General features: G+C 63.8%; 18 protein-coding genes and 1 tRNA gene. 15 read left to right on the forward strand and 4 right to left on the reverse strand.

What is annotated here, in order from left to right; translation table 11 throughout:
• Positions 1-43: 43 nt before the first annotated feature.
• From mrf to ACN50D_RS18210, 9 genes are all read left to right on the forward strand, one after another.
• Complete coding sequence (gene mrf, locus ACN50D_RS18170) at positions 44-1297, forward strand: ribosome hibernation factor-recruiting GTPase MRF (RefSeq protein ID WP_003946410.1); 1254 nt, start codon at positions 44-46, stop codon at positions 1295-1297.
• The gene (locus ACN50D_RS18175; RefSeq protein WP_003946367.1) at positions 1294-1548 is read left to right on the forward strand and encodes a type B 50S ribosomal protein L31; all 255 of its coding nucleotides are present in this window, start codon (positions 1294-1296) and stop codon (positions 1546-1548) included. The genes mrf and ACN50D_RS18175 overlap by 4 nt, the downstream gene beginning before the upstream one ends.
• Positions 1548-1721: a 50S ribosomal protein L32 gene (gene rpmF, locus ACN50D_RS18180; protein WP_065351245.1), complete on the forward strand. Its 174-nt coding sequence runs from the start codon at positions 1548-1550 to the stop codon at positions 1719-1721. Before ACN50D_RS18175 ends, rpmF begins: the two co-directional genes overlap by 1 nt.
• Positions 1722-1739: 18 nt before the next feature.
• A complete protein-coding gene (locus ACN50D_RS18185) occupies positions 1740-2351 on the forward strand; it encodes a trimeric intracellular cation channel family protein (protein ID WP_003946409.1) in 612 nt (203 codons plus the stop codon).
• A 70-nt stretch (positions 2352-2421) separates the two neighbouring features.
• Positions 2422-3108, forward strand: a complete 687-nt coding sequence (locus tag ACN50D_RS18190) for a response regulator transcription factor (RefSeq protein ID WP_003946387.1) — start codon at positions 2422-2424, stop codon at positions 3106-3108.
• Positions 3109-3173: 65 nt separating this feature from the next.
• Complete coding sequence (locus ACN50D_RS18195; protein WP_020908630.1) at positions 3174-4553, forward strand: HAMP domain-containing sensor histidine kinase; 1380 nt, start codon at positions 3174-3176, stop codon at positions 4551-4553.
• Positions 4554-4779: 226 nt separating this feature from the next.
• Positions 4780-6273, forward strand: coding sequence for a S1C family serine protease (locus ACN50D_RS18200; protein ID WP_228401224.1), 1494 nt, complete (start codon positions 4780-4782; stop codon positions 6271-6273).
• Positions 6274-6353: 80 nt separating this feature from the next.
• Entirely contained in the window at positions 6354-6851 is a 498-nt protein-coding gene (locus ACN50D_RS18205) for a MogA/MoaB family molybdenum cofactor biosynthesis protein (protein ID WP_176720912.1), read from the forward strand.
• Positions 6852-6857: 6 nt separating this feature from the next.
• Positions 6858-7034: a hypothetical protein gene (locus ACN50D_RS18210; RefSeq protein ID WP_003946347.1), complete on the forward strand. Its 177-nt coding sequence runs from the start codon at positions 6858-6860 to the stop codon at positions 7032-7034.
• Positions 7035-7093: 59 nt separating this feature from the next.
• On the opposite strand, the gene mscL is transcribed toward ACN50D_RS18210, so the two are convergent.
• The 4 genes from mscL to ACN50D_RS18230 form a co-directional block, all read right to left on the reverse strand.
• Positions 7094-7516, reverse strand: coding sequence for a large conductance mechanosensitive channel protein MscL (gene mscL, locus ACN50D_RS18215; protein WP_030536328.1), 423 nt, complete (start codon positions 7514-7516; stop codon positions 7094-7096).
• Positions 7517-7615: 99 nt separating this feature from the next.
• Positions 7616-8362, reverse strand: coding sequence for an SAF domain-containing protein (locus tag ACN50D_RS18220; protein ID WP_047272494.1), 747 nt, complete (start codon positions 8360-8362; stop codon positions 7616-7618).
• A 77-nt stretch (positions 8363-8439) separates the two neighbouring features.
• Positions 8440-8751, reverse strand: coding sequence for an FmdB family zinc ribbon protein (locus ACN50D_RS18225; protein WP_042921300.1), 312 nt, complete (start codon positions 8749-8751; stop codon positions 8440-8442).
• A gap of 111 nt (positions 8752-8862) precedes the next feature.
• Complete coding sequence (locus tag ACN50D_RS18230) at positions 8863-9441, reverse strand: 5-formyltetrahydrofolate cyclo-ligase (RefSeq protein ID WP_064074033.1); 579 nt, start codon at positions 9439-9441, stop codon at positions 8863-8865.
• Between the two features lie 59 nt (positions 9442-9500).
• On the opposite strand from ACN50D_RS18230, the gene ACN50D_RS18235 reads away from it, so the two are divergent.
• The 6 genes from ACN50D_RS18235 to ACN50D_RS18260 all read left to right on the forward strand — a co-directional run.
• Positions 9501-10412: a UTP--glucose-1-phosphate uridylyltransferase gene (locus ACN50D_RS18235; RefSeq protein ID WP_003946415.1), complete on the forward strand. Its 912-nt coding sequence runs from the start codon at positions 9501-9503 to the stop codon at positions 10410-10412.
• A gap of 125 nt (positions 10413-10537) precedes the next feature.
• Positions 10538-11797: a gephyrin-like molybdotransferase Glp gene (gene glp / locus ACN50D_RS18240; protein WP_003946353.1), complete on the forward strand. Its 1260-nt coding sequence runs from the start codon at positions 10538-10540 to the stop codon at positions 11795-11797.
• 21 nt (positions 11798-11818) lie between these two features.
• Positions 11819-12454, forward strand: a complete 636-nt coding sequence (locus ACN50D_RS18245) for a GNAT family N-acetyltransferase (RefSeq protein WP_007727523.1) — start codon at positions 11819-11821, stop codon at positions 12452-12454.
• 267 nt (positions 12455-12721) lie between these two features.
• Positions 12722-13456 (forward strand): gephyrin-like molybdotransferase receptor GlpR, encoded by a 735-nt coding sequence (gene glpR, locus ACN50D_RS18250; protein ID WP_007727521.1) that lies wholly within the window; start codon positions 12722-12724, stop codon positions 13454-13456.
• 102 nt (positions 13457-13558) lie between these two features.
• Positions 13559-13634: transfer RNA gene (locus ACN50D_RS18255), tRNA-Ala, on the forward strand.
• Positions 13635-13908: 274 nt separating this feature from the next.
• The coding region (locus ACN50D_RS18260; RefSeq protein ID WP_419970236.1) for a hypothetical protein at positions 13909-14241 on the forward strand (333 nt) is incomplete at its 3' end.

A 14241-nucleotide genomic window follows, 5' to 3' on the forward strand; every position in this document is an offset into this window, starting at 1 on the left:
CGTTCAACCTCGGTAATGACAATCATTCCCAGAAAGGCCCGCTGTGAACACGATCTTGGACGGCAGGACTCCGCTGGTCCTGGTCGCCGGCATGAGCGAATCCACCCCACACACCGCACGAGCGTTGCTGCGAACCGGAACTGTTCTGGTCCACCACGACCTGAGCCACGTCCGTGAAGGGGTGGTCCGGCGGACGGTCACCTCGATGACCGGGAGTGCCGGGTCTGCCGGCACTGTGTCCGAGCGCGAGACGATCCTCGAGCTCGCGCACGGCTGCGTCTCCTGCACCCTGCGCGAAGACTTGCTGCCGCTCCTGCGCCGGCTTCACTCGCACAGTTCGGTGCAGCGGATCGTGTTGCTGTTGGACCGGCAACTCGAGCCCGAGGCGCTGTGCTGGGCGATCGAGCACGTCGTCGTAACCGGCGTCGTCGGCCAACTGGACGGACCGGCGCAGCGGGACGTCCGCGTCGACGCCGTCGTGACGTGCATCGACGCGGCGACCTGGCTGGCAGACGCCACCGGCGACGAAGCTCTCGACGACGACCGCACCCTGGCTCAGGTCGTCGTCGGGCAGGTCGACTTCGCCGACGCGCTCGTCCTACGCGGGTCCGATGCGCTCGACGGCTGGCAGCGGTCCCGCTTGAATGCGGTTCTCGCGCGCATCGCTCCACGGGTACCCGTCTTCGACGAGGGAGACGACATCGAGGCACTGCTCCTCGAGGTGCCTGCGGATGCGCGACGCGGTGAACTGGCCGACGCTCACTCACCGCTGTTGCGTCGCCAGCCGCCGCTCGACGACGACGGCGGAGTGATGCTCGTCGAGTTCACCGCGAACCGGCCGTTCCACCCCGGACGTCTGCACGAGGCGATCGACGTCCTGCTCGAAGGCGTCGTGTACTCCCGCGGACGAGTCTGGGTGGCGACGCAACCGGGTGAAGCGCTCTGGCTCGAATCGGCGGGCGGTGGCCTGCGAGTTGCCAGCGCGGACACCTGGCTTGCCGCGATGACGCCGGAGGAACGAGACCGCGTTCCAGCTGAACGCCGTGCACTCGCGGCCCTGAAATGGGACGAGCGTTTCGGTGATCGCGACACCTCGATGGTCGTTCTGACCTGCGGTGCGAACCCGCTCGAGATCGACCGAACACTGCAGCACGCCTTGGTCACCGACGACGAATTGGCGGACGAAGCGTCGTGGGCAACGTGGGAAGACCCGTTCGGCGAGTTTCATGAAGACCCGTGTGACGAATCCGAATCACCTTATGCCGAAACCGAATCAACGCGAGAGGGAAACGAATGAAGAAGCAGATGCACCCCGACTACCACCCGGTGGTCTTCCAGGACGCCAGCACCGGCAAGAGCTTCCTGACCCGATCGACCGTGACGAGTGAGCGCACCGTCGAATGGGAAGATGGTGGCACGTACCCGCTGCTGGTCGTCGACGTCACGAGCGACTCTCACCCGTTCTGGACCGGAGCGCAACGTGTGATGGATACCGCCGGACGCGTCGAGAAGTTCGAGCGGCGCTACGGAAAGCGCAAGGCACTCTGATGGCCGTTCCCAAGCGGAAGATGTCCCGTTCCAACACGCGCAGCCGTCGTGCCCAGTGGAAGGCGACGGCGCCCGATCTGGTCGAGGTCACAGCCTTCGGCCAGACCCACCGAGTCCCTCGGCGACTGGTCAAAGCAGTTCGACTCGGGGTGATCGACCCGAGCCGCATGTGACCGTGCGATCCTTGGCCGGTGCTGCTGAGGATCCTCGAACTGGTGGGCATCGTGGCGTTCGCGGCCTCGGGTGCCCTGGTGGGCGTCACCAAGCGACTCGACATCTTCGGGGTGTGCTCGGTGGGTGTGTTCACCGGCATCGGCGGCGGTATCGTCCGCGACGTTCTCCTCGGTGTCCATCCGCCCAGCTCTCTGAGCAGTTGGCCGTACTTCGGAACGGCCGCCGCCACCTCACTCGCCGTGTTCTACCTCCACGAGCCGCTCAATCGACTGCGTCGTGAAATCCTGGCGCTCGACGCACTGGGGATGGGCTTGTTCGCGAGCACCGGCGCCGTCATCGCGCTGGACAACAACGCCAGTTCGCTGGCGGCGACCTTGATCGGTGCGACCGCGGCGATCGGCGGCGGCGTGATCCGCGACGTTCTCGTCAACGAGGTGCCACTGCTCCTGCACAAGGACCTGTACGCGGTTCCCGCACTGCTCGGCGCTGCGTTGGTGGTCACAGTCTCGCAAGCCGGACTGTCCACCAACGCCGCGCTGGTGTGCGGCACAGCGTTCGCCGCGGTGTTCAGACTGCTTGCGTTATGGCGTCATTGGAGCCTGCCCGGGCCGAGGCGAACCCGGGACTGACCGCGACACGCCGGAGGCCGGAATCGGACCCTCTCAGCCGCATCTCAGCACTTCAGTCCAAACTGTCGGTATGCGTATTTTGGTGGTCGACGACGACCGGGCGGTTCGCGAGTCGCTTCGGCGGTCGCTCAGCTTCAACGGCTACACGGTCGAGCTCGCGGTCGACGGGCTCGACGCACTCGAGAAGATCCTCGCCAACCGGCCCGACGCCGTCGTGCTCGACGTCATGATGCCGCGACTCGACGGACTCGAAGTGTGCCGTCGTCTTCGCAGTGCCGGCGACGACCTGCCCATCCTCGTGCTCACCGCCCGCGATTCGGTCAGCGAGCGAGTGGCCGGTCTCGATGCCGGAGCGGACGACTACCTGCCCAAGCCCTTCGCTTTGGAAGAGTTGCTTGCCAGGTTGCGTGCACTACTTCGCCGCACCGCGCCCGATCTGGACGCCGATTCCGAAATGATGGCGTTCGAGGACCTCACCCTCGACCCGGTCACCCGTGAGGTCAAGCGCGGCGAACGATCGATCAGCCTGACGCGCACCGAGTTCTCCCTCCTCGAAATGCTCATGGCCAACCCACGCCGCGTGCTGACCCGTGGACGCATTCTCGAAGAAGTGTGGGGATACGACTTCCCGACGTCCGGCAATGCCCTCGAGGTGTATGTCGGCTACCTGCGTCGCAAGACGGAAGCCGACGGCGAACCGAGGTTGATCCACACCGTCCGCGGAGTCGGATACGTCCTGCGGGAGACGCCTCCGTGATCACCGCTCCGTTCGGCAAGAACGCCGAACCGAAGAAATCCTCCACCACCCAAGCGTCCGTCGAAATGCGCCCGCCGATGCCACTGACCCGTTCGGTGTCATTACGTTGGCGTGTGACGCTGCTCGCCGCGTCGGTGGTGGCCATTGCCGTCGCAGTCATGGCGATCGCTGCCTACGCGGTGGTTTCGCGTGCGCTCTACGCGGACGTCGATCACCAGTTGCGTACCAGGGCAGCGGTGCTGATCGACAGCAATGTCGTGCGATTCGATCCTCGCTACATCTCCGGTGCGACGCTGTACACCACCGACATCAGTGTGGCCCTGATCTTTTCGGACCTGAGCACGTACCAGCCGCCCGGTTCCGACGTGCCGATCGGTGAAGCCGAAGACGCCGTAGCGCGTGGTGAATCGGATTCCTCGCTGCGAACCGTCGACGGTCAGCGAGTGCTGGCTCAACGAACCCATGACGGAAGCACTTTGGTGATCGGTCAGCGGCTCGCGCCGACCGTTGCGGTACTGGACCGGCTGGCCTGGGTGCTCTTCGTGGTCGGCGGGTGTGGCGTCATACTTGCGGCAGTGGCGGGTACTACCGTGGGCCGCACCGGTTTACGACCCATTGCCAGGCTGACTGCTGCCACCGAACGAGTCGCTCGGACCGACGATCTGACGCAGATCCCCGTAACCGGCAGCGACGAATTGGCGCGCCTGACAGAGAGTTTCAACACGATGCTGCGGGCGCTCGCCGAGTCCCGTGAGCGTCAGTCGCGCCTCGTCGCGGACGCCGGACACGAGTTGCGGACGCCGTTGACTTCGTTGCGCACCAACATGGAATTGCTGATCGCGTCCAGTCGCCCCGGTGCGCCGCAGATTCCCGACGAGGACATGGCGGAACTTCGTGCCGACGTCGTCGCGCAGATCGAGGAACTGTCGACTCTGGTCGGCGACCTCGTCGACCTGGCCCGTGAAGACGCACCCGAAACCGTGTACGAGCGCGTCGACGTCAGCGACGTCGTCGAGCGTGCGCTCGAACGAGCGCGGCGCAGGCGCAACGAAATCGAGTTCGAGGCGGTCACCACTCCGTGGTACGTCTACGGAGATCAAGCGGGCCTGTCGCGTGCCGTGCTGAACGTCCTCGACAACGCTGCGAAGTGGAGTCCGAAGGGCGAACAGGTACGCGTCGAAATGCGACCGGTGGGTCAAGGATTGTTGGAATTGACCGTAAGTGATGCGGGACCTGGCATTCCGGAGGAGGATCGGGAGTTGGTGTTCGATCGTTTCTACCGGTCGACTGCGGCACGTTCGATGCCGGGATCGGGTCTGGGACTTGCGATTGTGCGTCAGGTCGTCGTCAAGCACGGCGGCACCATCGCGATCGACGAATCCGATCGTGGGGGAGCGCTTGTTCGTATCGTGCTTCCCGGTGAACCGGGGCCGAGTGCCGAGTAGCGTGTTCTGTAGACCCGTTGGTCCCGCGCTTCGGTGACTGACGTCACGGCTTAATGCGTTCGGCCCGAAAGTCTTTCGGGCCGAACCGACAACACCGGTTTTTCACGTCGAACTCTGGGTAAAGTGACAGGCACGTCTCAGCGCCTTCTCAGCAGCGCAAGGCAGCATTGTCGGCAGAACAGTTGTGACTGCCCGTCCGGTGGTCACCGTAGACGAAAGCGAGCCGATGACCGAGGACCGTAACGTCGGGCCGACCCGGCCCGAGCAGCCCAACAGCGAACCCACCACCCAGGCGCAGCCGACAGCACCTCAAGCACAGCCGACGGCACCTCAGGCACAGCCCCCCGTGCCGCCGCAGCAGCCTCAGGGGCAGGCGCCTCAGCAGCCGTACCAGCCGACCGAGTCGTTCGCCCGACCCGCCGAAGCCTTCGGGCAGGCACAGCAGCAGCCCACGCAGGCTTTCGGCCACCCGCACGGTGCCCATGAGGCCGCGTACCAGCAGAGCGCCCCGTACGGCGCACCCAACCCTGGTGGCCCCGGCGGCCCGAACGGCCCGGGCGGCGGCCACAATCAGATCCCCGCACCGCTGCAGGGGCCGAACTCCGGTTCGACCACCACCAAGCCGAAGTCGGGACGCATGGCGCTGGTTGCCGGCGCTCTCGCCCTGGTCCTGGTCAGTGGTGGTGTCGGTGGCGTGGTCGGCGCCGTCGTCGCGGACCGCAACGGTGGAACCGCGACGGTCACCAACTCTCTGAACGCTCCGAAGCCCACTGCGACCAACACGTCCAACGCTCCCGCCGGCTCGGTTCAGGCCGTTGCCTCGAAGGTCGTGCCCAGCGTCGTGCAGATCGAGGTAGCCACCGCGCAGGGACAGGGCGGTGAGGGCTCCGGTGTCATCCTGTCCTCCGACGGTCTGATCCTGACCAACAACCACGTTGCCGGCGCACAGGGAGCGCAACTTCGCGTTGCGTTCTCCGACGGAACCAAGGCCTCGGCCACTCTGGTCGGTGCCGACCCCGTCTCCGACATCGCCGTCATCAAGGTCGACGGTCGCAACGACCTCACGCCCATCGATCTCGGCAACTCCGGCGACGTCCAGGTCGGACAGCAGGTGGTTGCCGTCGGGTCCCCACTCGGCCTGGCCGGCACGGTCACCGAAGGCATCATCTCCGCACTCGATCGCCCGGTCTCCACGAGCGGCGAGTCCGGCAACCAGAACACCGTCATCGACGCTCTGCAGACCGACGCAGCGATCAACCCCGGCAACTCCGGTGGCGCCCTCGTCAACATGGACGGCCAGCTGATCGGCATCAACACGGCGATCGCCTCGCTCGGAGCGTCGTCGGGTACCCAAGGCGGTTCGATCGGACTTGGTTTCGCCATCCCGATCGATCAGGCACGCCGCGTCGCCGACGAACTGATCAAGACCGGCAAGGCGACTCAGGCCATGATCGGCGTGACCGTGCCGTCGCAGGACAACGCCGACGGCGCAACCGTCATGGATGTCACTGCTGACGGGCCGGCCGCCAAGGCCGGTATCCCGAAGGGTGCAGTCATCACCAAGGTCGACGATCGTGTTGTCGCAGATGGTGATTCGCTGATCGCGGCAGTGCGTTCACATGCTCCCGGCGACAAGGTCTCGATCACGTACAGCGACGGCGGGCAGACCAAGACCGTCGACGTCACGTTGGGAACCGCGGCAGCGCAGGGCGGTCGATGATGTTCGGCGATCAGCAGACGATCGACCCGATCTTCGGCCAGATCGCAACGGCGTCGGGATCGGACACTACGGTAGGAGTCATGGAACTCGAAGCCACATCGGCCGGCCGCGCTCTGGTCGTCATCGTCGACGATCGCACAGCCCACGGCGACAACACCGACTCCATCGGTCCACTGGTCACGGAACTGCTGAACGAAGCGGGTTTTCTCGTCGATGCGACAGTCGCCGTCGCCGCCGACGAAGTGGAGATCCGCAACGCTCTCAACACCGCAGTCATCGGTGGCGTCGACCTCGTCATCTCGGTCGGCGGTACCGGGGTATCCCCGCGTGACGTCACTCCTGACGTGACCGCTGAGGTTCTCGATCGCGAGATCCCGGGAATTGCCGAAGCACTTCGTGCTTCCGGTCTTTCGGCCGGATCGCTCGAAGCAGGCTTGTCCCGCGGCCTCGTCGGGGTTTCGGGAAGCACCGTGGTAGCCAATCTGGCGTCGACCAGGCCGGCAATTCGCGACGGCATGGCAACCCTGACGGCTTTGGCGAGTCACGTGATCGCCGAGCTGTCCAGCCTCGAGGGCTGAGACAGCTTGTCGGAGCAACCAGATACCCCGAAGAAGCCGTCAGTCGACAAGAAGCGCCTGGCGCGCATCTTCGGGGACGTCTTTCCCGAGACGACGTCGGACGAGCGGGGTCCCGAAGGATCCTCGCGGTCCTCGGACGACGACTGGCTGCGCAGTCAGCGGCCCCCGCACCACGGCGGTTGAGAAGTAAATCAGGCCCCCGGACAATTGTCCGAGGGCCTGATTTGATCTGTGGGCACTGCCTATTCGAGAGTCTTGGCGTGCGCTCCCGTGTCGGCGCCACCGGCATTGGCCGAGAGGATGTCGCGGATCTGGATGAGCAGATCGGTTTCGCTGGCTTCCTTGTCCTCGGGCTCGGAGACGAACTTCTTCTTCGCCGCATTCGCAGGGACGATCAGCACGAAGTAGACGACCGCTGCGATGATGATGAAGTTGATGATCGCGGTGACGACCGCACCGAAGTTCAGGAACGTCTCAGCGGAGTCACCCGTCAGCTGAATGCCCCACCCGTATTCGTTGGCTCCGCCAATCGAAGCGACAAGTGGGTTGATGATATTGCTGGTGAAGGCAGTCACGATGGCGGTGAAGGCCGCGCCGATGACCACTGCGACGGCCAGGTCGAGCACGTTTCCGCGAAGCAGGAAGTCCTTGAATCCCTTGAGCATGTCGGTGTCCCCTCGAGTCTCCGATGGCAAGTGCCAGATGGTCCGTTGATACCGAACCGACTGGAAAAATCCTAGAGGAGCTTCGGACGCTTTGTGCGCTCAGCGGAATGTCACGGTGATCGCATTGGACAGAGATGCCGCGGCTACGACGTTGGCTGCTGGTGTCGGCAGGGCCAGCAAAATCACCTGTTCCTGCTGGTTACGTGTACTTTCCGACGTGGTGACCAACGCGACTACCGCTCCTGCCGCAAGAATTTGTGGGGCCTTGTCTGCAACTGATTCGTTGGGTGTGTCGGGGTGGGGTGTGTCTGGGCGGGATGTGTCAGGGCCGACGGTCAGGACGTCGACGACGTCCCCGCTGCGCAACATGTCCGCGACGGCCGCATCGGCCAATCGGACGGGGACGATGCGGGCGTCGTCGGTTCCTACCGACAACCCGGCCAGCCGTGGGCTGAGAACGCGCACGTCGGTGACGGTTTCTCCGGAGCGAATCGGGCCGGCAACGGTTCTCCCGACTACCAGGTCGGTATCGGAGACAACTCCTTCGGGAAGTTGTTTCGAGTCGATCTCTCGCATCTCGACATCCGAATCCGCAATCACCTGCCCCGGAGTGAGATCGCGGCTCGAGACAACTACGGCGACGGTGTCGGTCGCGGGATCGCCTCGAAAGAAGAGAACAACGCCGAGTGTGGCCAGGACAACGGCTGCGATCTTACGGACTGTCGCCGTGCGGAATCGTGTGCCGCGTGTCAGTTCGACGACGCGATCGAAGGTGCTCGGGCTGAGATCGAGTTGGGCGCGCAGTGGATCGGAGCGCCTCGGCGAGCGAGAACGTGCTGACGGCATTCATGCACGTTAGGGCCGGAAGCGGTGCTTCCGGCCCTAACCATGTGAAACTGTGGACAACCCGGAGGTTGTGGAAATCAGCTCGCGGCAGCCTTTGCGGGCGCCGGCGTGCTGGTCGACGAACTCGATGTCGAAGAGGAGTCCGACTTGGACTCGGACTTCGTAGCGGGTGCCGAATCACTCTTGGCGGGCTCGCTCGCAGTCCCGGAGCCGCCGCGGCTGTCGGTGCGGTAGAAGCCGCTGCCCTTGAACACGATGCCAACAGAGTTGAACAGCTTGCGGAGCTTGCCTGAGCAAGCTGGGCAGACCGTCAGCGAATCTTCGCTGAAGGACTGGACGATGTCGAAACGGTTGTCACATTCCGTACATGCGTATGAGTAGGTGGGCACCGGGCTTCCTCCGCACTGTGATGTTCGAGCAGCCGCGTATTTACACCGCAGCCTTTAGCACTCTACAAGTGACAGTGCCAACAGCGCTAATCAGGGATCTATTCCCGCAGATCAATCGCCTTGGAGCGGCGTGAGACCGCCGCTTGGCGTCAATGCCCAGCCCATGGGAATGTCGTGGTCGTCGGCAGGCAAGGCCTCGACGAGTTCGGAGTCTCTGACAATTGCCACGAGCCGAGTCTGTGGTCCGACCGACCCGAGCGTCCGGTCGTAGAAGCCTGCGCCACGGCCGAGGCGTGTTCCGCGAAGATCCACCGCGAGAGCAGGGACAAGCATGCATTCCACGTCGGACAGGGTTTCCGGTGGTAGGACGGGTCCGACAGGCTCTCGAATGCCGTACTTCGCGGGGCGCAAACCGTCCGCGCCGCTGTACTCGACCCAGGACAACGGTCCCGGCTCCCCGGTGATCGGAAGTAGTACACGCTGAGCGATCTCGGCAACGGCGTCGAGCAAATCGGTGGATCCTGGTTCGGTGCGGGTGGGGACGTACGCACAGACGACCGAGCCGTCGACAATCACTGAACGTATGTGCGTGATCAACGCCGCAGTTTCCGTGTTTCGAGTGTGCTCGGAGACTGCATCACGTGCTGCGAGTGTGATTTGTCGCCATTGTGCTTTTGTCTGAGGTGTCACCCCGCAACGATATTCGTCGTGCTGACCGAGCGGTAACAAGCGGCGGCTAAGGTGTTGGCATGACAGACGTTGTCGCTAGCAGCACGAGGGCCTTCCGTACGGCCGTGGTTCCCGCAGCCGGACTTGGTACGCGTTTCCTGCCTGCCACCAAGACGGTTCCGAAAGAATTGCTGCCGGTCGTGGACACACCGGGTATCGAACTGGTGGCAGGTGAAGCTGCGGACTCGGGAGCCGAGCGGCTCGTCATCGTGACGTCCCCGGGCAAAGACGGCGTGGTTGCCCACTTCGTCGAGGATCTCGTGCTCGAAAGCAAGCTGGAAGCAAGCGGAAAACTCGCTGCCCTGGCGAAGGTGCGCAAAGCGCCGGGTTTGCTCGAAGTCGACTCCGTGATTCAGGAGCAGCCCCTCGGCCTCGGGCATGCAGTCGGTTGCGTCGAGTCGGTTCTCGACGACGACGAAGATGCCATCGCGGTCCTTCTGCCCGATGATCTCGTACTACCGCGTGGCGTCCTGGAGATCATGGCGCGAGTTCGGGCCAAGCGCGGCGGATCCGTTCTCTGTGCAATCGACGTCCCGAAAGACGCAGTCAGCGCTTACGGCGTCTTCGACGTCGAGATCGTTCCCGACGCGGTCAATCCCGACGTCCTCAAGGTCGTCGGCATGGTCGAGAAGCCGGCTGTGGAAGACGCGCCGTCGACCTTTGCCGCTGCAGGTCGCTATCTGCTCGATCGTGCGATCTTCGACGCACTTCGTCGCATCGAGCCGGGAGCCGGCGGTGAGTTGCAACTCACCGACGCCATCGCTCTCCTGATTTCCGAGGGCCATCCGGTTCACGTGGTGGTGCACCGCGGAACGCGTCATGACCTGGGCAACCCCGGCGGGTACCTCCGCGCTTCGGTGGACCTGGCACTCGACAGTGACGATTACGGCCCGTCCTTGCGTAAGTGGCTCGCGGATCGGCTCGACCGCTGAGCGTGTCGCCACGGTGGTTGATCGCCCGATAACGCAGTATCAATGTGCTTGTCCCTTTTCGGAGGCAAGGCATCATGAGCTGACGGATATCACCGAATTTCCAGACACAGGAGGACGCGGACCAGATGCGGTCGGTTGAGGAGCAGCAGACCAGGGTTACCGCTGCTGCAGTGGCACCCCGTCCGGTTCGGGTCGCCATCTCGGAGGCGCAGGGACTGCTGTGTGCCGAGGAAGTGGTGACCGAACGCCCATTGCCGGGATTCGATCAAGCTGCCATCGACGGTTACGCGGTTCGCAGTGTCGATGTCGCCGGCGCCGGAGCCGACCTCCGAGGCGAGGACGGCGAGCCTACCGACCTCAGCTTGCCGGTGGTCGGTGAGGTGACGGCGGGCTCACGCCAACCGATCCGCTTGCAACCTCGCCAGGCCGTCCGAGTCGACACCGGCGCGCCGTTGCCCACGCTGGCCGACGCAGTTCTTCCGCTCGAGAACACCGACGGTGGTCGCGCTCGCGTTCGGATCTTCGAGCCGGTGCGTTCGGGCGATTACGTTCGCCGTGCAGGCGACGACGTCCAGCCGGGCGACGTCGCCGTTCGGGCAGGCACCATCATCGGAGCCGCACAGGTCGGGTTGCTCGCTGCGGTCGGCCGCGACAAAGTACTCGTCCATCCCCGTCCGCGCCTCTCGGTTATCAGCGTCGGTGGAGAACTCGTCGACGTGGATCGCACGCCGGGGCCAGGCCAGGTTTACGACGTCAATTCGTATGCCCTCGCCGCCGCAGCGCGCGATGCCGGCGCCGACGTCAACCGTGTGGGAATCGCAGGCAACGACTCGCGTCGTCTTCGCGAAGTAGTCGAGGGACAGCTGATTCGCTCGGAAATCGTTGTCATCGCCGGTGCCGTGGGCGGCGGAGCGTCCGACGAGGTTCGTGAGGCGCTTGCCGACCTGGGGACACTCGAGGTGGAGCGCGTTGCCATGCATCCGGGATCGGTGCAAGGCTTCGGAAAGCTGGGAAGGGACGAGGTTCCGACCTTTCTCCTACCGTCCAACCCGGTCAGCGCACTGGTGGTATTCGAAGTCATGGTTCGCCCGCTGATCAGAATCGCGCTCGGACGCCGCCAGCCGATGCGGCGAGTAGTGAAGGCGCGGACAGTGGGAACGATCACGTCGATTGCCGATCGCAAGGGTTTTCTGCGTGGTCAGCTGATGCGTGACGAAGCGACAGGGGAGTACCTGGTGCAGGCCCTCGGGGGTGCGCCCGGTGCGTCCTCACATCTCCTCGCGACCTTGGCGGAAGCCAATTGTTTGGTTCTGGTCGATCGAGACGTCACCGAAGTGCACATCGGTGAAGAAGTCGACGTAGCTTTTCTCGCCCAACGTGGGTAACGCCGACCCGAGTGGGGTGTGATGTCAGTCCATCCAGGATGGCCGGAAGATCTCGGCCCGCTGCGAGTGCCCGCGGGAGTGGTGACCGTCCGCCCCGTGAAGCTCCGTGACGCTGCTGTGTGGAGTCGTCTCCGCATTCGCGATCGCGAGCACCTCGAGCCGTGGGAGCCCACCGGAGAATCGCCCTGGGATGCTCGCCACCACATCACCGTCTGGCCGTCCCTGTGCGGAAACCTTCGCTCCGAAGCGCGCAAGGGCAGGATCCTTCCCCTGGTGATCGAACTCGACGGGAAGTACTGCGGGCAGGTCACCATCGGAAATGTGGTGCGCGGCGCTCTGCGGTCCGCCTGGGTGGGCTATTGGGTCGCCTCGCACGTGACCGGTGGGGGCGTAGCCACAGCTGCCGTTGCACTCACACTCGATCACGCATTCTCGAAGGTCGGTCTGCATCGAGTGGAGGCCACTGTTCGGCCGGAGAACGCGTCGAGTCGCGCAGTCCTACGAAATGTTGGGTTCCGGGAGGAAGGTCTTCTCAAGCGCTACCTCGATGTCGACGGCCAATGGCGTGATCATCTTCTGGTCGGAATGACCATCGAGGAAGTACCCACCACCGTCGTCGACAGATTGGTGCGGTCCGGACGCGCTTCGTGGGTGTGACGAAGACGGCGCCAGAAGCGTGAGAAACGCGAGCTAAACAGCAGTTACCGCTGAGTAGTCCTACTTTCGGGCGGGAAAATGTGGTTTTTGATTCAACCAGAACTTGAGACTTTTGGGACTGAACCGGAAGTTCAGTTCGGTACGCGTGTGACACATGAGTATGGTGGGGTTCGGCGCGTCGGCAACGATGCGAGGGCGTCGGCCGTTAACCTTGACTCGTCAACGGCTGGCATAGGTGCTGGTAGGTGATCGGGAGGAGGCCGCGGCATGCCTAGCTCATTCGTGTGGATCGGGCTGGTGGCCGTGTGGCTGTTCGTCCTGGTGCCGATGCTTGTCAACAAGCGCCCCAGGATCCGGCAGACGAGTGACGCGGCACTCGCGACTCGAGTACTCCACCGCGGCGACAGCAACCCTGTTCAGCGCGGGCCGGCAGCAGGACATCGAAGCGATCCGAACTGGCAACCAGAACCAGTGCGCAGCAGCTACGACGCGGAGGACCAGATGGACACTCACGCAGAAGACGACTACGCCGGCGGTCGTGCACCGGTCGGAGAATTTGTTCCGGTTCGGCGCGGCCGAGGCGGATTCGACCCCGAAGCGGATGCCATCGCCCGGGAGGCGCGGTATGCATTCCGTCAGCGGACATTGCTGGGACTTGCGTTCGTCGCGATTCTCTCGGGCGCTCTCGCATTGATCATCTCGCCGATGGTGTGGTGGTTGTTTGCGCTGACCGTATGCGGCCTCGGCGGGTACATGGCGTACTTGCGTCGGCAGGTTCGGATCGAGCAAGAGATTCGCCGCCGTCGTACCGAACGCCTCAACCGATCGCGACTCGGAGTCGAATCGCACACCGACGAAGAGCTTCGCCTGATTCCGGCGCGACTGCGTCGGCCAGGAGCGGTTGTCCTCGAGGTCGACGACGAAGATCCGGTGTTCGATCACCTGGATCACTACGAAGAAGAGATCAGGCACACCGAGATGCGTCGCGCGTCCGGTCAGTGATCTTCTGGGCCGATCTTGTCGGGCCGAAAGTTCGTGTCGGGTGATTCCAACGGGAGTATTCGTTCCTGTTAGAGTTGCCGAGCACCGCTGAGGCGGTGGCACGGGGCTGTGGCGCAGTTGGTAGCGCGCTTCGTTCGCATCGAAGAGGTCAGGGGTTCGATTCCCCTCAGCTCCACCAAGAAGTACCAGCGAAAAGGGTCTTTCAACGAAAGTTGAACGACCCTTTCCTGCATTTTCAGGGCCTGCCCGAATTGCGAAGATTCGATCTGAGTGTGCGCCGTTTCATACGATTGCGACCGCTGATCCGGACCGTTGAGCTTCCAAGTGAGGGATGATCCTTGGGCGGATACATGTTTGCCGGAAATGTAACGAGGGTGTGTCCGGTGCGATAGGCACGGTGAGTCTGCCGCAGTTTTCCGCAGGTCGGACGTATGTGTCGGGGAGGAATGTCGATGAGCCAGCCACGACGGCTAGCGATGATGCTTGTTGCTGTGATGTGCCTGACGGGTATCGGCGTCCTTGCCGTATCGGTCTTCCCCGCCATCGTCGCCGCCCAACCTGGCGGCAACAGCGGTGGTGGCAACAACGGCAATGGAAACGGCAATTACGGCAACAACGGCGGCAATAACAACGGCAACGGTGGCGGTCACAACGGCAACGGCGGCAATAACAACGGCAACGGTGGCGGTCACAACGGCAACGGTGGCGGCAACAACGGCAACGGCAACTATGGCTGGCATTGTCACCGTCACAACTGCGGCACGACCGTAATTCCGACACCGACC

Source organism: Rhodococcus sp. SB1D (genome assembly GCF_048573875.1).
GTDB classification, from domain to species: Bacteria; Actinomycetota; Actinomycetes; order Mycobacteriales; family Mycobacteriaceae; genus Rhodococcus_F; species Rhodococcus_F qingshengii.